The organism is Rossellomorea arthrocnemi, from assembly GCF_904424705.1.
Classification (GTDB): domain Bacteria; phylum Bacillota; class Bacilli; order Bacillales; family Bacillaceae_B; genus Rossellomorea; species Rossellomorea arthrocnemi.
In genome coordinates, this window is sequence record NZ_CAJGBF010000003.1 from 94,496 (window position 1) to 110,243 (window position 15,748).

17 protein-coding genes are annotated in these 15,748 nt (G+C 41.0%); all 17 read left to right on the top strand.

The window, feature by feature from the left end:
- The first annotated feature begins 11 nt into the window (after nt 1–11).
- Nucleotides 12–650 carry a flagellar biosynthetic protein FliO gene (locus BAA9072_RS06090; RefSeq protein ID WP_201713799.1) on the top strand — a complete coding sequence of 213 codons (639 nt, stop codon included), beginning with the start codon at nt 12–14 and terminating at the stop codon, nt 648–650.
- Complete coding sequence (gene fliP, locus BAA9072_RS06095) at nt 643–1,308, top strand: flagellar type III secretion system pore protein FliP (protein ID WP_201713800.1); 666 nt, start codon at nt 643–645, stop codon at nt 1,306–1,308. Before BAA9072_RS06090 ends, fliP begins: the two co-directional genes overlap by 8 nt.
- Nucleotides 1,309–1,322: 14 nt before the next feature.
- Nucleotides 1,323–1,592 (top strand): flagellar biosynthesis protein FliQ, encoded by a 270-nt coding sequence (gene fliQ, locus BAA9072_RS06100; protein ID WP_201713801.1) that lies wholly within the window; start codon nt 1,323–1,325, stop codon nt 1,590–1,592.
- A gap of 4 nt (nt 1,593–1,596) precedes the next feature.
- On the top strand, nt 1,597–2,373 hold the full coding sequence (gene fliR / locus BAA9072_RS06105) for a flagellar biosynthetic protein FliR (RefSeq protein WP_201713802.1): 777 nt from the start codon (nt 1,597–1,599) through the stop codon (nt 2,371–2,373).
- A gap of 1 nt (nt 2,374) precedes the next feature.
- Complete coding sequence (gene flhB / locus BAA9072_RS06110; protein ID WP_201713803.1) at nt 2,375–3,457, top strand: flagellar biosynthesis protein FlhB; 1,083 nt, start codon at nt 2,375–2,377, stop codon at nt 3,455–3,457.
- Between the two features lie 18 nt (nt 3,458–3,475).
- Nucleotides 3,476–5,512 carry a flagellar biosynthesis protein FlhA gene (flhA, locus tag BAA9072_RS06115; protein ID WP_201713804.1) on the top strand — a complete coding sequence of 679 codons (2,037 nt, stop codon included), beginning with the start codon at nt 3,476–3,478 and terminating at the stop codon, nt 5,510–5,512.
- Nucleotides 5,509–6,672, top strand: coding sequence for a flagellar biosynthesis protein FlhF (flhF, locus tag BAA9072_RS06120; RefSeq protein WP_201713805.1), 1,164 nt, complete (start codon nt 5,509–5,511; stop codon nt 6,670–6,672). The genes flhA and flhF overlap by 4 nt, the downstream gene beginning before the upstream one ends.
- Nucleotides 6,653–7,513 carry a MinD/ParA family protein gene (locus tag BAA9072_RS06125; RefSeq protein ID WP_201713806.1) on the top strand — a complete coding sequence of 287 codons (861 nt, stop codon included), beginning with the start codon at nt 6,653–6,655 and terminating at the stop codon, nt 7,511–7,513. The genes flhF and BAA9072_RS06125 overlap by 20 nt, the downstream gene beginning before the upstream one ends.
- 9 nt (nt 7,514–7,522) lie before the next feature.
- Nucleotides 7,523–8,602, top strand: coding sequence for a protein-glutamate methylesterase/protein-glutamine glutaminase (locus BAA9072_RS06130; protein WP_201713807.1), 1,080 nt, complete (start codon nt 7,523–7,525; stop codon nt 8,600–8,602).
- 15 nt (nt 8,603–8,617) lie between these two features.
- A complete protein-coding gene (locus BAA9072_RS06135) occupies nt 8,618–10,663 on the top strand; it encodes a chemotaxis protein CheA (RefSeq protein WP_201713808.1) in 2,046 nt (681 codons plus the stop codon).
- 12 nt (nt 10,664–10,675) lie between these two features.
- Complete coding sequence (locus BAA9072_RS06140) at nt 10,676–11,122, top strand: chemotaxis protein CheW (RefSeq protein ID WP_408015208.1); 447 nt, start codon at nt 10,676–10,678, stop codon at nt 11,120–11,122.
- 41 nt (nt 11,123–11,163) lie between these two features.
- On the top strand, nt 11,164–11,772 hold the full coding sequence (locus BAA9072_RS06145; RefSeq protein WP_201714045.1) for a chemotaxis protein CheC: 609 nt from the start codon (nt 11,164–11,166) through the stop codon (nt 11,770–11,772).
- A complete protein-coding gene (locus BAA9072_RS06150) occupies nt 11,769–12,266 on the top strand; it encodes a chemotaxis protein CheD (protein WP_201713809.1) in 498 nt (165 codons plus the stop codon). The genes BAA9072_RS06145 and BAA9072_RS06150 overlap by 4 nt, the downstream gene beginning before the upstream one ends.
- A gap of 80 nt (nt 12,267–12,346) precedes the next feature.
- Nucleotides 12,347–13,105, top strand: a complete 759-nt coding sequence (locus tag BAA9072_RS06155; RefSeq protein WP_201713810.1) for a FliA/WhiG family RNA polymerase sigma factor — start codon at nt 12,347–12,349, stop codon at nt 13,103–13,105.
- Nucleotides 13,106–13,259: 154 nt separating this feature from the next.
- Entirely contained in the window at nt 13,260–13,781 is a 522-nt protein-coding gene (locus BAA9072_RS06160) for a DUF6115 domain-containing protein (RefSeq protein WP_201713811.1), read from the top strand.
- A gap of 159 nt (nt 13,782–13,940) precedes the next feature.
- The gene (gene rpsB, locus BAA9072_RS06165) at nt 13,941–14,648 is read left to right on the top strand and encodes a 30S ribosomal protein S2 (protein ID WP_034760179.1); all 708 of its coding nucleotides are present in this window, start codon (nt 13,941–13,943) and stop codon (nt 14,646–14,648) included.
- A gap of 151 nt (nt 14,649–14,799) precedes the next feature.
- On the top strand, nt 14,800–15,681 hold the full coding sequence (gene tsf, locus BAA9072_RS06170) for a translation elongation factor Ts (protein WP_201713812.1): 882 nt from the start codon (nt 14,800–14,802) through the stop codon (nt 15,679–15,681).
- Nucleotides 15,682–15,748 lie beyond the last annotated feature (67 nt).

The window sequence follows — 15,748 nt, forward strand, 5'->3', positions numbered from 1 at the left end:
AGGTGCATGTATTGAAAAAGTTTCAAATTCTATTATGTATGGTGTTTTTCTTCCTAATGGCGGGATCTGGGAGTTTTACAGCGTTCGCAGAAGTAAATAATGTGAAAGACTGCTTAGAGCATCCCGAAACATGCAGTGGGCAACAGACGAATGAAGTGGATGGTTCTGATTCAGGAATTGCCACTTCTGTTACGTTTGTAGATTATCTCAAGATGATCATAGCCCTGATCTTTGTCGTTGCACTTATATATTTTTTATTAAAGTTTATTAATCAAAAGGGAAGATCGTTTCAACAAACAAAGTTAATCAATCATTTGGGAGGAGCCCCTCTTGGAGGGAATCGCTCCGTGCAGATTGTAAAGGTAGGCAAACAGGTACTCGTATTAGGTGTAGGTGAAGATATTCAACTGTTGAAAGAGGTTAAGGATCAAAGTGAAAAAGAAGAGATTCTTTCCTACTATGAGGAAACCCAATTCCCCCATGCTAAATCTGCCGTATCGAGCTTGTTAACCAAAGTCAAAGGCTCTACGCCTAAAACACCGGAAAGCTCATTTCAAGCTCAGTTAAAAACACAGCTTGAGGAAATGAATAAAGGAAGAAAAAAGATGCTGCAGGAGTTAAAGAATAAGGGGAAGCATTCAGATGAATGAATTCATGGAGTTTTTTAATAGTAGTTCTGCAGATAATGTGTCGACAAGTGTAAAGCTTCTATTACTTTTTACTGTTTTATCATTGGCACCCAGTATTCTGATATTAATGACATCTTTCACCCGGATCATGATCGTCCTGTCCTTTGTCCGGACATCTCTTGCCACACAGCAAATGCCGCCGAATCAAGTGTTAATCGGCCTGTCTTTATTTCTAACTTTCTTTATTATGGCTCCTACTTTTCAAGAGGTAAATGATGAAGCGTTAACACCTCTTTTTAATGAAGAGATTAATCTTGAGGAAGCTTACGATAAGGCTTCGCTTCCGTTCAAAGAATTTATGAGTAAGCAGACAAGACAAAAGGATCTGGAATTGTTTCTGGAATATTCAGGGGCCGAAAGACCCCAATCTGTGAAAGATATTCCTCTCACATCCTTAGTACCAGCTTTTGCATTGAGTGAAATTAAGACAGCTTTTCAAATAGGTTTCATGATTTTTATTCCATTCCTGGTCATCGACATGGTCGTAGCAAGTGTATTGATGTCCATGGGTATGATGATGCTTCCACCTGTCATGATATCCCTGCCGTTTAAAATTTTACTGTTTGTTCTAGTGGATGGTTGGTATTTAGTAATAAAATCTCTTTTACAAAGTTTTTAAGTAGGTGAGTTTCAATGAGTGCTGAATCCGTGATTGCCATAGCAGAGAGAGGAATCTACGTAACTCTCATCGTATCAGGTCCATTACTGCTGTTAGCTCTTGTCGTCGGTTTAATCGTCAGTATTTTTCAGGCAACAACCCAAATACAAGAACAGACACTTGCGTTCATACCGAAAATTGTTGCCGTGTTGATTGGCATTGTATTCTTTGGACCATGGATGTTGACAAAGCTTGTGACGTATACATCCCAGATTTTTTCAGATTTAACAAGGTTCGTAGGGTAAGAGGATGGAAGAACTCGTACCTATTCTATCGGTTTATCTCCTTGTGTTTGTAAGGGTTTCAGCTTTTTTTGTCACGATGCCTTTATTTTCATACCGAAATATACCTGCACAGCATCGAATCGCTTTTTCAGTGGTACTATCCTGGGTCATGTATTATACAATCGACTCAAAGGCGTTTGATATCAACGGTCAATATTTCCTGCTTATCATGAAGGAAGCCATGGTCGGTCTTTTGATCGGTTTTGTTGCCTACATGATCGTCACGGCTATCCAGATTGCGGGGGGATTTATTGATTTTCAGATGGGGTTTGCCATTGCAAACGTGATCGATCCTCAAACTGGGTCCCAAAGTCCTTTGACCGGGCAATATTTGTACACATTTGCCTTGTTATTATTACTTGCCCTTAATGGTCATCATTTATTGCTTGATGGAATTTTTTATAGTTATCAAATGATCCCCATCGATCGTCCCTGGATTCCTTTTGGTGATGAAAACTTAGTTGATTATGTTATTACATCCTTTAATTCCATGTTTATCATTGCATTTCAAATGTCCATACCTGTTGTTGCCACTCTTTTTCTTGTAGACGTCGCCTTAGGAATCGTGGCGAGGACCGTACCCCAGTTAAATATCTTTGTTGTTGGGTTTCCCATAAAGATTGCAGTTGCCTTTATCGTATTATTTATTGTCATGGGAGTCACCTTTACGGTCATGCAGCAGTTGTTTGAAATGATGTTTGTAACCATGAGGGATTTAATGAAAATTATTGGAGGCACATAAATTGCAGTGGCTATCATTAGACCTACAGTATTTCAGCGGAGAAAAGACGGAGAAAGCAACTCCGAAAAAGAGGGACGATGCCAGGAAAAAAGGTCAAACAGCGAAAAGTCAGGATGTGAATACGGCGATTATCCTTCTTGCTGTTTTTTTATTTCTGACCTTCAGCGCTTCCTATATTGGGGATATTGTGTTTGACCTGTTTCATCAAACGTTTCAGGAATACATGCTCATGGATCTTACTGAGAATACCGTTCAAGTCATTACCATGGATTTGATGAAGGAGATTGCTTTCCTTCTTGGTCCAATCATGCTCGTGGCACTACTTGCCGGTTTGTTCTCCAATTATATCCAAGTGGGCATAATGTTCACGACTGAGCCTTTACAGCCTAAATTGGAGAAGATCGATCCCATCAAAGGATTTAAAAGAATCTTTTCATTGCGTGCAATTGTAGAATTATTAAAATCAATCTTAAAAATTTCCTTTGTAGGGGCGATTACGTTTGTCGTCCTCTGGATGAACATCGACCGGGTACTGAGTCTATCTTTTAAATCAGTTGGAGATTCCTTGACAACGATGGCAAGTTTAACGATACAAATGGGTATTGCAGCTTCTTTGGCATTGTTATTCTTATCCCTTTTTGATTTTCTTTATCAGAAATACGATTTTGAGAAAAACATAAGGATGTCGAAACAGGATTTGAAGGATGAACATAAGAATATCGAAGGTGACCCCCTCATAAAGTCGAAAATTAAGCAAAGACAAAGGGAAATGGCCATGAGACGAATGATGCAGGAAGTTCCCGAAGCGGATGTTGTCATTACCAATCCCACCCATTTTGCCATTGCCCTTAAATATGACGAGAATAAAATGGATGCTCCTTTTGTCGTGGCAAAGGGTGTTGACTACCTTGCTCAAAAAATAAAATACATTGCCAATGAAAATGATGTCGTCATGGTTGAGAACCGTCCACTTGCCCGTTCACTCTATGACTCAGCGGAAATCGGTGATGCCGTTCCGGAAGAATTTTTCAAAGCAGTAGCGGAAATTTTAGCTTATGTTTACCGAATAAAAAACCAGATGTAAGCAGTTAGGAGAGAAACCATGTCAGCAAGAGATTTATCCGTACTAGCCAGTGTCATATTAATCGTTGCCATGCTTATTATTCCATTCCCATCATGGTTATTGAGCTTATTAATCATTATTAATATTTCACTTGCACTCCTTGTCCTCCTAATCTCCATGAATATGAATGAGCCTTTGCAATTTTCTATATTTCCTTCTCTATTATTGCTATTGACGCTGTTCAGATTGGGTCTAAATGTTTCCACAACGAGATCAATCCTTAGTAAAGGTGAAGCGGGGGACGTTGTGGAAACATTTGGAACATTCGTTGTTGGTGGAAATATACTTGTCGGGCTTGTTGTATTCATTATATTGATTGTTATTCAATTTATCGTGATTACGAAAGGGTCCGAGCGTGTATCAGAGGTAGCCGCACGCTTTACCCTGGATGCTATGCCGGGGAAACAGATGAGTATCGATGCCGATTTAAATGCCGGAATGATAACTGAACACGATGCAAGAGATCGACGTGAAAAAGTGGGGAAAGAAGCAGATTTCTATGGTGCGATGGACGGTGCTTCCAAATTTGTAAAGGGTGATGCGATCGCTGGAATCGTGATCGTCATGATCAACTTAATATTTGGAATCATCATCGGTATGACTCAACAAGGGCTTCCTATCGCAGAGGCAGCCACCCGTTACTCGCTTCTCACAGTAGGTGATGGAATTGTCAGTCAAATCCCTGCCTTATTAATATCCACTGCTACAGGTATCGTCGTAACAAGGGCCGCATCTGAAGGCAATCTTGGACAGGATATTATGAATCAGCTACTTGCCTATCCGGTTATGCTCTATGTATCTGCTTTTACGATTTTTATGTTGGGTGTCGCAACTCCCATCAATGATATATTAACCATTCCGGTTGCTGCTCTTTTAGGCATCGGCGGTTATATGCTCTCAAAGTCGCCTAAAGAAAATGAAACAGACTTGATGGAAATGGAAGAAGAAGTGGAGCAGGACGAAATGAAAAGTCCAGAAAGCGTTGTAAACCTTCTTAATGTCGATCCGATTGAATTTGAATTTGGATACGGACTGATTCCATTGGCTGACACGAACCAGGGAGGCGACCTCCTCGACAGGATCGTGATGATCAGACGTCAATTGGCCATCGAACTTGGCCTTGTTATCCCCGTTGTAAGGATCCGGGATAATATACAGCTTCAGCCGAACGAATATCGGCTGAAAATAAAGGGAAATGAGATGGCCAGAGGGGAACTCCTCTTAGATCATTATCTGGCCATGAGCCCAGGGGTGGAGGATGATTCCATTGAAGGGATCGATACAATCGAGCCTTCTTTCGGTCTTCCTGCTAAGTGGATTTCAGAAGAAATGAAGGAGCATGCTGAGATTTTCGGATATACAGTAGTGGATCCCCCATCAGTAGTGTCAACTCACATTACCGAGATGATAAAAAACAATGCACATGAACTTCTGGGCAGACAAGAAACGAAGCAACTGATTGATCATCTGCAGGAATCATATCCAATCCTTGTAGAAGAAGTGACTCCGAATCCATTATCTGTAGGAGAGGTACAAAAGGTACTCTCCAAGTTATTAAAAGAAAATGTATCCATCCGGAACTTACCGATCATCTTTGAAACTCTTGCCGACTACGGAAAGATGAGTTCGGATACAGAACTTTTAGCGGAATATGTAAGGCAGTCACTCGCACGGCAAATTACGAATCAATATGTTCAAGGTGAATCGACATTAAAGGTGGTTACCATGAGCGGCAAGGTAGAGAAAATGATAGCAGATGCCATTCAGCAGACGGAGCATGGGAATTATTTATCCATGGACCCAAATGACTCTCAAGGTATATTGGAAGCAGTAGCTTCTCAAGTGGAACAACTGTCTCTTATGGAGGAGTCGCCGGTAGTTCTATGTTCACCGGCTGTTAGAATGTACGTGCGCCAGTTAACGGAAAGATATTTTCCCCAGGTACCAATCATTTCATATAACGAATTAGAAGCAAATGTAGAAGTACAAAGTTTAGGGGTGGTGAATATAGGATGAAAGTAAAGAAGTATGCGGCTCCATCAATGAATGAAGCAATGAAGAAGGTAAGGTCTGAATTGGGTGAAGATGCAGTCTTGTTAAATTCAAAAGTCACATACAGAGGCGGCTTTATGGGATTATTCAAGAAAAAAATGATTGAAGTAATCGCAGCCATCGATCCTGAGGTTGAAAACGAAAAGATGGAAATCAGCAAAGTGAAAACGAAAACAGCTTCAAAACCTGTCATTCAGCCTGCCTATTCAATGAAGACAGAGCAAGATTCCGCTCGACTTGTAGAAGTAGAATTAAAGGAATTAAAACAGATGATTACAACCCTTAAGTCAAAAAGTCAATTTGAAAAATTTTCTGATGACGTTCAAGAAATCCTGCTTTACCTTAAGAAACATGACGTTAATGATTCTACGCTGTTTCAGCTCGGAGAAGAGCTCGAGGGGAAGATCACTAGTGAAGGTCTTCCAGTGGAAGGCAGGGACGAGTGGGCTCATAGGGAAGTGAAACAATTCCTTCACCATCATTTAAAAGAAATTGAACTCGGCGGTATAAGTTATAAAAGGAAATACATTAATGTCATCGGTCCTACAGGTGTCGGAAAAACAACTACGCTTGCCAAAATGGCAGCTGAAGCCGTCATAGAGAAAAGAATGAAAATTGCCTTCATCACAACGGATACTTACCGGATAGCAGCAATTGAACAATTGAAAACATATGCGGGTCTACTGAACGTTCCAGTTGAAGTCATCTATAAAATGGAAGACTTTAAAAAAGCAATCGATAAATTCGGGGATTACGATCATGTGTTCATTGATACAGCAGGTCGTAATTTCAGGGAAAAGAAGTATGTAGAGGATTTGAAAAAGATCATCGATTTTGACCTTCAGATGGAAACCTACCTGGTTCTTTCGTTGACAAGCAAAGAGAGGGATATGAGGGAGATCATTTCACAATTTTCTTCTGTTGGTATTGATCGCTTTATCTTCACGAAATTAGATGAGACTTCGGGTTACGGGTCCATAATCAATATAATATCAGAAGTGAAAATTGGTGCAGCCTATGTAACGAATGGTCAGGATGTTCCTGAGGACATTACCGAGATGAATGTGGATGAAATCGTTCGATTGCTCATGAAAGGATTCAACCATGAAAGATCAAGCATATAACTTAAGAAGAAAAATGCTTCTGACTGACTCTAAGCCTGCTGAGACCATTGCAATTGTAAGTGGAAAGGGAGGGGTAGGGAAATCGAATATATCGACAAACCTTTCCATCCTCCTGGGTAAAGAGAATAAGAAGGTATTATTATTTGATCTTGATATAGGGATGGGGAATATTCATATTTTACTGGGTAGTCATCATTCATACTCTATAATGGATTATATTGAGGAAAAAGAACTAGAAATCGAAACGATTATATGTGAAAATGTTCATGGTATTTCTTACATAAGTGGTGGTAATGGCCTGAAAAATATCGTGGAGTGGAAAGAAAAACAAATTGAACGCTTTTTTGAAGTAATGGATTATGCGATCCATAAGTATGATTACATTCTATTTGATATGGGTGCAGGGGCTACGCAGGAAACACTGGAGTTTCTCCTTGCTATGGATGAAATTATCGTCGTGACTACACCTGAACCGACATCCATTACAGATGCTTACTCTATGATGAAATATATCTGCCTGAGGGATGAGGATAAACCGTTCTATCTTTTATGTAACCGGGCTGAACGTAAGAAAGAAGGACTGGAAACCATCACTAGATTACAAGAAACGATGAGGAAATTCCTGCACAAGGAAATTGTATCATTGGGGGTACTGCCCGAGGATTCAACTGTCAGGAAGGCTGTGATTCATCAAACTCCGATAGTCGTCGGTTATCCGGCATCTGCCCTGACGATGAGCCTCCGTACAATGGTTCACCAACTGACTGGTACGGCAGAGTCATCAGAACGTAAAGGGACAGGATTTGTAAAGTCGATTCGAAAATTATTTTTTGGGAGGTAAAAGTCCTGAATGAAGAAGGTTCTAGTTGTAGATGATTCAGCATTTATGAGAAAGCTTATTAGTGAATTTATAACAAGCACCAATCAGCTAGAAGTAATAGGGATCGCAAGGAATGGTGAAGACGCGATTGCCAAGATAAAAAAATTACGTCCTGATGTCGTAACACTTGATGTGGAAATGCCAAAGATGAATGGGATAGATGCCTTAAGGAAAATTATGGAGGAATGTCCTGTCCCTGTTGTCATGCTTTCTTCCACTACAAAAGAAGGGGCAGAGGAAACTGTCACAGCCATGGAACTTGGTGCGGTAGATTTCATCTCGAAACCTTCAGGGACCATCTCACTGGATCTTCATAAGATTCAAGATGAAATGGTAGAAAAAGTAATGGCCGCAAGCAATGTGAATGTGACGAAACTGACAAGTGCATATCGGAAGAAATCAGCATTTTTACCCTCAAAGATTCAAGACGTGGGTAAAGAACCATTCCATTCAGATCGAGCGGGAGTATTGAAATCCGCTAAATTAATCCTAATGGGGACATCTACTGGAGGCCCGCGCGCACTGCAAAGTGTGTTGACATCTTTACCAGGTAAACTGGATGCACCCATCGTGGTAGTGCAGCATATGCCCCCCGGGTTTACCAGATCACTCGCCGATCGGTTGAATGGTCAATCAGCTCTGGACGTGAAGGAAGCCGAGGACGGGGAAATCCTTCTAAATGGCACTGCCTATATTGCCCCCGGCGGTTTTCATACCAGGGTAATAGAGATGGGAACACACTTATCGATTCAACTTTCAAAAGATGAAGCACCTAGAAATGGCCACAGACCATCCGTGGATACATTGTTCGAGTCTGCGAGCCTGATACGGAATTATAGCAAAATAGCGGTCATTATGACAGGTATGGGGTCTGACGGATCGCAAGGTTTGATCAAGATGAAAGAACATGGAGAAGTGAGAGCCATTGCAGAGTCAAAAGAGACTTGTATTGTGTTTGGGATGCCCAAATCGGCTATCGCTACAAATTTAGTGGACAAAGTGGAACATATCGGGGATATTCCCCGATCAATAATGACGTACATGGGGTAGAGAGGTGTGGAGCACATGGAATTGAGTCAATATTTAGAAGTTTTTATTGAAGAGAGTAAAGAAAATCTGCAAACCTGTAATGAACAATTGCTTGAACTGGAGAAAAACCCGCAAGATCTGGTGATTGTCAATGAAATCTTTCGATCAGCTCATACTTTAAAGGGGATGTCTGCCACAATGGGGTTTGAGGACTTAGCAAATCTTACCCACAAAATGGAGAATGTGCTGGATGCTATCCGTAATGAAAAAATAAAGGTATCTCCTGAGATACTCGACGTTGTGTTCAAATCCGTCGATGATCTTGAAGCCATGGTGCTTTCCATTGCCGAAGGAGGGGACGGTAAACGGGATGTGACAGAAGTAGTAGCGATGCTTCTGGCAATTGAAAAAGGGGAAAATGTCTCAATGGCCATTGCAGGCACTGAGGTTGCTGCAGCTACTGAAAGCCCCGGGGTACAGACATTCTCCATGCAGTATGAAGCTTATGAGCAAACGGTCATCCAACAATCCTATGAACAAGGGTTTCGCTGCTTTGAAATATCCGTGTCCCTCCGTGAGGATTGCCTGCTCAAAGCTGCAAGGGTGTACATGGTCTTTGAAGTGTTGGGGAAATTGGGTGAGGTCATTAAGTCCCTTCCCTCGGTTGATCAGCTTGAAGAAGAGCAATTCGATCAATCCTTCGTAATTACCGTTGTGTCAAAAGAAGATGCAGTTCATTTAGAGAATGCTATACGTAAAGTTTCAGAAGTCGAAGAAGTGGCTGTTATGGAAATCACGGCCCGCCATCTACTGAACCAGAATCAGAATGACGATTCAATTCCAGAAACAATAGTGGAAAAAGGGGAAGGAAAAGGTCAGGGAGAGGTTCAAACTTCTAATCCTGCCGGCAACGTATCGAAACAATCGAACCCTTCTAGCAAAACGATACGAGTCAACATCGAACGACTGGACGTCCTTATGAATCTATTTGAGGAGCTTGTCATTGACAGAGGAAGGTTAGAACAAATCTCCAAGGAGTTAAATAATCCTGAACTTAATGAAACAGTGGAGAGAATGACCAGAATTTCAGGTGACTTGCAAAACATCATCCTGAATATGCGTATGGTTCCTGTAGAAACCGTATTTAACCGTTTTCCTCGCATGGTAAGGCAGCTTGCAAGAGATTTAAATAAAAAAATTGAACTGGACATCATTGGTGCTGAAACGGAACTTGATCGCACCGTGATTGATGAAATTGGAGATCCCCTTGTCCACTTAATAAGAAATGCCCTTGATCATGGCATTGAAATGCCTGAAACCCGTGTGAAAAATGGGAAATCAGAACAGGGAACCGTCAAATTGAAAGCGTATCATAGTGGAAATCATGTGTTTATTGAGCTGGAGGATGATGGAGCAGGAATTAATAAAGAGCGGGTACTTGAGAAGGCGATACAAAAAGGGATTGTTACAGAGGAAACTGCCCATACGTTATCAGATCGACAAATTTACGAGCTCATTCTGGCATCAGGCTTCTCTACAGCTGACCAAATTTCTGATATTTCCGGCAGAGGAGTGGGATTGGATGTTGTGAAAGCAACGATAGAGTCCCTGGGGGGATCTATCACAATCGACTCCACAGCTGGACATGGATCTTTGTTTTCAATTCAATTGCCACTTACTTTATCGATTATTTCTGTCATGCTTGTTGAAATTGAAGAAGAAAAGTATGCAATACCTCTTTCTTCCATTATCGAGACAGCGATTGTGAAAAAAGAAGAAATCATGAAAGCACATAATCAGAGTGTGATTGATTTTAGAGGGAAAGTTGTACCTTTACTGTTTCTTGAGGATGTATTTGATGTACCGAAAAATTCAAAGGAAGAAGAATTATATTCCGTTGTCATCGTTCGAAAAGGTGAAAAAATGGCAGGATTAGTTGTCGATTCCTTTATTGGTCAGCAGGAAGTTGTATTGAAATCCTTAGGAAATTACCTGAATGATGTATTTGCGATTTCCGGTGCAACTATTTTAGGAGATGGACAGGTAGCGCTGATAGTTGATTGTAATGCGCTAATTAAATAGGAGGTAGGGGTAATGAGTGAAATGACAGAAGCAGTGGAAGACTTAAAGCTTATCGTGTTCCAATTGGTTGATAAGGAATATGCGATTCCAGTGAACCAGGTACGATCTATCGAGAAACTTGAACATATTACAAGGGTTCCGAGAACAGCCTCCTATGTAAAAGGTGTTATAAACTTACGCGGGGTGGTAACGCCGATCATCGATTTAAGAAGCAGGTTTGACTTACCTGCCTCAGCGCCTACTGAAAGCACTCGTGTGATCATTGCCGGGATAGAGGATAAGGAAGTAGGATTGGTCGTGGATGCTGCCAATGATGTACTCGATGTTTCGAGAGAATCGGTTGAACCGTCCCCTGAAGTCGTCGGAGTCGTGGAAGCTGAGTACATAGGTGGAGTCGTGAAACAGAACAAAAGACTCTTGATCCTTCTCCATTTAGATAAAATACTTCAATCAATCTAAGGGGAGAGAATAGTTTGGGATACGAAAAAAGAATAACATCGATGCACTTAGATATATTGAAAGAAATAGGAAATATAGGAGCCGGACATGCAGCGACGGCTCTTTCCACCCTGCTGGATAAAAAAATTGATATGAAAGTACCGAGCGTGCAGGTCGTTTCCTTTGATGAAATGATGGATATGGCAGGAGGACCCGACAATGTTGTCGTCTGCGTTTTCTTAAGGATTGAAGGGGAAGCTCCAGGAAGTATGTTCTTTTTGCTACCCCTTGAACAGGCGTCCATGTATATCAGGACAATGATTCAAGATACATCCTTTTCCTTTAGTGATCCGCCTATTTCAGAGCTGGGTTTATCTGCTATGGAGGAATTGGGGAATATTCTTTCGGGTTCCTATTTATCGTCACTGTCTGATTTTACAAACCTTAAGCTTTTCCCTTCTGTTCCAGCTTTATCTGTTGATATGGCAGGTGCCATCATTGGTTTTGGATTACTGGAAATATCTCAGGTGAGCGATTATGCAATTGTCATAGACACTGCCTTAAAAGAAGAGGAAGTAGAAGAGTCAGAAAGTGTAAAGGGACATTTTTTCCTCCTGCCGGATCCGGATTCATTTGAAATAATCTTTCAGTCATTAGGTGTAAAATTATGATGAGTACCAGCACCGTTGTAAAGGTCGGAATTGCAGATATGAATGTAGTTGACAGCGGAAGCTCTATCCGTACTTCGGGACTTGGGTCGTGTATTGGTGTCGTTTTGTACGATGAACAGATCGGAATTGCTGGAATGGTTCATGTCATGCTTCCTCATTCCTCAATCGGAAATGAAACGAAACCGAATCCGGCCAAATATGCCGACACAGGGATCGAGGAACTTATTCGAAAACTCAAGATACGTGGAGCCAATATGAAAAGACTCCAGTGCAAAATGGCCGGCGGTGCCCAGATGTTTCAGTTTCAATCAAAGAGTGATGTCATGAGGATCGGTCCAAGAAATGCAGAAGCCGTTAAGGAAGTCCTTTTGAAGCATGGGGTGCCTGTTGTTGCAGAGGATTTAGGAGGCAACAAGGGGAGAACCATTGAATTCTTCACCTCTACCGGAATTCTTCATGTAAGAACGGTAAACGAAGGTACAAAGGAATTATGAAGTGACGGATCGTTTTCAGATTAATCAATAGAAAAGTCAAGAGATTCCATGAAAGAAAATTGTTAGCAAGGAGGATTCATATGTCTCAACAACCCACTCGAACAGATGAACAACAATATTGGGAGAAATGGATTAACAGTCGTGATACCGAAGCCGGAGACATGTTAGTGAAGAAATACATGCCCCTTGTATCGTATCATGTTCAGCGAATTTCCGTAGGACTGCCAAGAAACGTCTCGAGAGAAGATATCAAGAGTCTTGGGTTGATGGGATTACTGGATGCACTTCAGAAGTTTGACCCTACAAGAGATTTGAAATTTGATACATATGCTTCTTTCCGTGTAAGGGGTGCCATTCTTGATGGGCTGAGAAAAGAAGACTGGCTTCCCCGTTCAACAAGGGACCGGGCGAAGAAAATCGAGGCGAAAACAGTGGAACTCGAGCAAACGCTATTACGCCACGTAACCGCAGAGGAAGTAGCCGCATCCCTTGAGATGACAACTGAAGAAGTATATCAAACTACAAATGAGCATTTCTTTGCCAATGTCCTTTCGATGGATGAGCAATTGACTGATGACGATCATGAATCTCAAAACTACTCTATTAAAGATCACAAAACGATATCACCTGAAGAAGAAGTATTAAAAGGTGAAAAATTGAAAGAATTGGAGAAAACGATTATGACTCTTTCAGAGAAAGAGCAGCTTGTGTTAAGTTTATTCTATAAGGAAGAACTTACGCTGACTGAAATCGGGGAAGTGATGAAGTTATCCACATCCCGAATATCACAAATTCATTCAAAATCCATTTTTAAGTTGCGAAATATATTAGGCTCGTAAATTCCGGTATCGTAAAAGGGTAAATAAAGAGCCCGTGACAAACCCAATGGACTGTCCCTGCAAAAAAAGATTATGGGAGCAGTCCTTTTACTTACCCTCTGAAAAACGGAGTAGAGGCTATTCGAAGTAAAATCAAAAAAACAAAGGTGATATCATGGTTACGTTTCTACTGTTCTTATCATTTCTTCTCAATATCGTTTCCTTGCTTTCGATCGTTATTTTATACTCCAGGCAAAATCGTTTTCTACACATTGAAAAAGATCAGAAGAAGATCATTACGGAATTGGAAGATATCATTTCAGCTTATCTGATTGAAATGAAAGAGGAAAATGATGAATTCATTCGACGTGCTACAACCCAAATGTATAAAGACAGCGAGAGCACCGGTCCAACAGAAGAGAACAAACAAGACGTTTCACCCCCTACACAAAATAGTACAAAATGGACCGGCACCGGGTATAAGCGGGCTTCCAAGGCTTATCAACAGATGAATAATCCTCAAATGGAATCCGGGGATCAAACGGGCGAAATGCCGGAGGACCCTGAACAAGACCCACTCATTCAACATGTCGTCTCTTTGAAGAAAAAGGGGATGTCAATTGAGGAAATAGCTAAAGCAGTCGGAAAAGGTCAAACAGAAATTGAGCTCCTGCTAAAATTTCGTCAATTAATGTAGGAAGTTCTTGATTGGATGGAGTAGGTATGCTATAGTATTCATGGTGTTATTACACACGTTTCTCGATTGAGGTAGATGGTGCTATTCTAGTTGAATAGTTTCTACTACAAGATGACGGAAACGGAGGAGAAAACAAAAACCATTTAGGAGGAAACACACATGTCAGTAATTTCTATGAAACAATTGCTAGAAGCTGGTGTACATTTCGGACACCAAACTCGCCGTTGGAACCCAAAGATGAAGAGATATATCTTCACTGAGCGTAACGGCATTTACATCATCGACCTTCAAAAAACAGTTAAAAAGGTTGAAGAAGCTTATAACTTCGTGAAAGAATTAGCTGGTAACGGCGGTAAAGTTCTTTTCGTTGGAACGAAAAAACAAGCACAAGAATCTGTTAAAGAAGAAGCAGAACGTGCGGGTATGTATTACATCAACCAACGTTGGTTAGGTGGAACACTTACGAATTTCGAAACAATCCAAAAACGTATTACACGTCTTAAAAACATCGAGAAGATGGAAGAAGACGGAACGTTTGAAGTACTTCCGAAGAAAGAAGTAGTACAACTTAAAAAAGAACATGAACGCTTAGTTAAATTCCTGGGCGGAATCAAAGATATGAACACGCTGCCTGATGCATTATTCATCATCGACCCTCGTAAAGAGCGTATCGCTGTAGCTGAAGCACGTAAACTTCATATCCCAATCGTGGGTATCGTTGATACGAACTGTGATCCGGATGAAATCGATGTTGTCATTCCTGCGAATGACGATGCAATCCGTGCAGTTAAGCTTCTTACAGGTAAAATGGCTGACGCTATTTTAGAAGCTAAGCAAGGTGAAGAAGCAGCTGTAGCAGCTGAGTAATGAATGAAAGGTGATAAGAGGGCTTACCCTTATCACCTTTTTTTAAAGAGTATTCACATCTACTGTACTCTACTTTAGAGGCAGTACATTTTATGACTCTCACCAAACGGTGATAAGAGTCTACATAGTCAAACTAAGGAGGAAACCCACTATGGCAATTACTGCACAAATGGTTAAAGAACTTCGTGAAAAAACTGGCGCTGGAATGATGGACTGTAAAAAAGCGTTAACAGAAACTGACGGAGATATGGACAAAGCAATTGACTTCCTACGTGAAAAAGGGATTGCAAAAGCAGCAAAGAAAGCTGATCGTATCGCAGCGGAAGGAACTACGTACATCGCAAGCGAAGGAAACACTGCAATTATTCTTGAAGTAAACGCAGAAACAGATTTCGTTGCGAAAAACGAAAACTTCCAAAGCCTTGTAAAAGAACTGTCTGACCACTTACTTGCAAATAAACCAGCTACTGTTGAAGAAGCTCTTGATCAAAAAATGGCTAATGGTTCCACTGTAACAGAATTCATCAATGCTGCTATCGCTAAAATCGGAGAAAAAATCACACTTCGTCGTTTTGAAATCCGTACTAAAGATGATAACGCTGCATTCGGTGAGTACCTGCATATGGGTGGCCGCATTGCTGTTCTTACAGTAGTCGAAGGTACTACTGATGCAAGTGTAGCTAAAGATGTTGCAATGCACGCCGCAGCATTAAATCCTAAGTACGTATCTCGCGACCAGGTTTCTGCTGAAGAAGTAGAGCGTGAGCGTGAAGTGCTTAAGCAACAAGCGTTTAACGAAGGAAAGCCTGAAAACATCGTTGAGAAAATGGTGGAAGGCCGTCTTGGGAAATACTTTGAAGATATCTGTATCCTGGATCAAACATTTGTTAAGAATCCGGACCAGAAAGTACGTCAATATCTTGAAGCAAATAAAGCTACTTTAACTGATTTCACACGTTACGAAGTAGGAGAAGGTCTTGAAAAGCGTCAAGAAAACTTCGCTGAAGAAGTAATGAATCAAGTAAACAAATAAGATCAGCTAAAGTTGAACAATTTTTAGTAGGGAACACCTAGCGTGTTCCCTATTTTTCAAGAAAAAT

Coding starts and splice junctions, on each gene's coding strand:
- fliP (WP_201713800.1), top strand. CDS start 643: ATGAATGAATTCATGGAGTTTTTTAATAGTAGTTCTGCAGATAATGTG.
- fliQ (WP_201713801.1), top strand. CDS start 1,323: ATGAGTGCTGAATCCGTGATTGCCATAGCAGAGAGAGGAATCTACGTA.
- fliR (WP_201713802.1), top strand. CDS start 1,597: ATGGAAGAACTCGTACCTATTCTATCGGTTTATCTCCTTGTGTTTGTA.
- flhA (WP_201713804.1), top strand. CDS start 3,476: ATGTCAGCAAGAGATTTATCCGTACTAGCCAGTGTCATATTAATCGTT.
- flhF (WP_201713805.1), top strand. CDS start 5,509: ATGAAAGTAAAGAAGTATGCGGCTCCATCAATGAATGAAGCAATGAAG.
- BAA9072_RS06125 (WP_201713806.1), top strand. CDS start 6,653: ATGAAAGATCAAGCATATAACTTAAGAAGAAAAATGCTTCTGACTGAC.
- BAA9072_RS06130 (WP_201713807.1), top strand. CDS start 7,523: ATGAAGAAGGTTCTAGTTGTAGATGATTCAGCATTTATGAGAAAGCTT.
- BAA9072_RS06135 (WP_201713808.1), top strand. CDS start 8,618: ATGGAATTGAGTCAATATTTAGAAGTTTTTATTGAAGAGAGTAAAGAA.
- BAA9072_RS06140 (WP_408015208.1), top strand. CDS start 10,676: ATGAGTGAAATGACAGAAGCAGTGGAAGACTTAAAGCTTATCGTGTTC.
- BAA9072_RS06145 (WP_201714045.1), top strand. CDS start 11,164: ATGCACTTAGATATATTGAAAGAAATAGGAAATATAGGAGCCGGACAT.
- BAA9072_RS06150 (WP_201713809.1), top strand. CDS start 11,769: ATGATGAGTACCAGCACCGTTGTAAAGGTCGGAATTGCAGATATGAAT.
- BAA9072_RS06155 (WP_201713810.1), top strand. CDS start 12,347: ATGTCTCAACAACCCACTCGAACAGATGAACAACAATATTGGGAGAAA.
- BAA9072_RS06160 (WP_201713811.1), top strand. CDS start 13,260: ATGGTTACGTTTCTACTGTTCTTATCATTTCTTCTCAATATCGTTTCC.
- rpsB (WP_034760179.1), top strand. CDS start 13,941: ATGTCAGTAATTTCTATGAAACAATTGCTAGAAGCTGGTGTACATTTC.
- tsf (WP_201713812.1), top strand. CDS start 14,800: ATGGCAATTACTGCACAAATGGTTAAAGAACTTCGTGAAAAAACTGGC.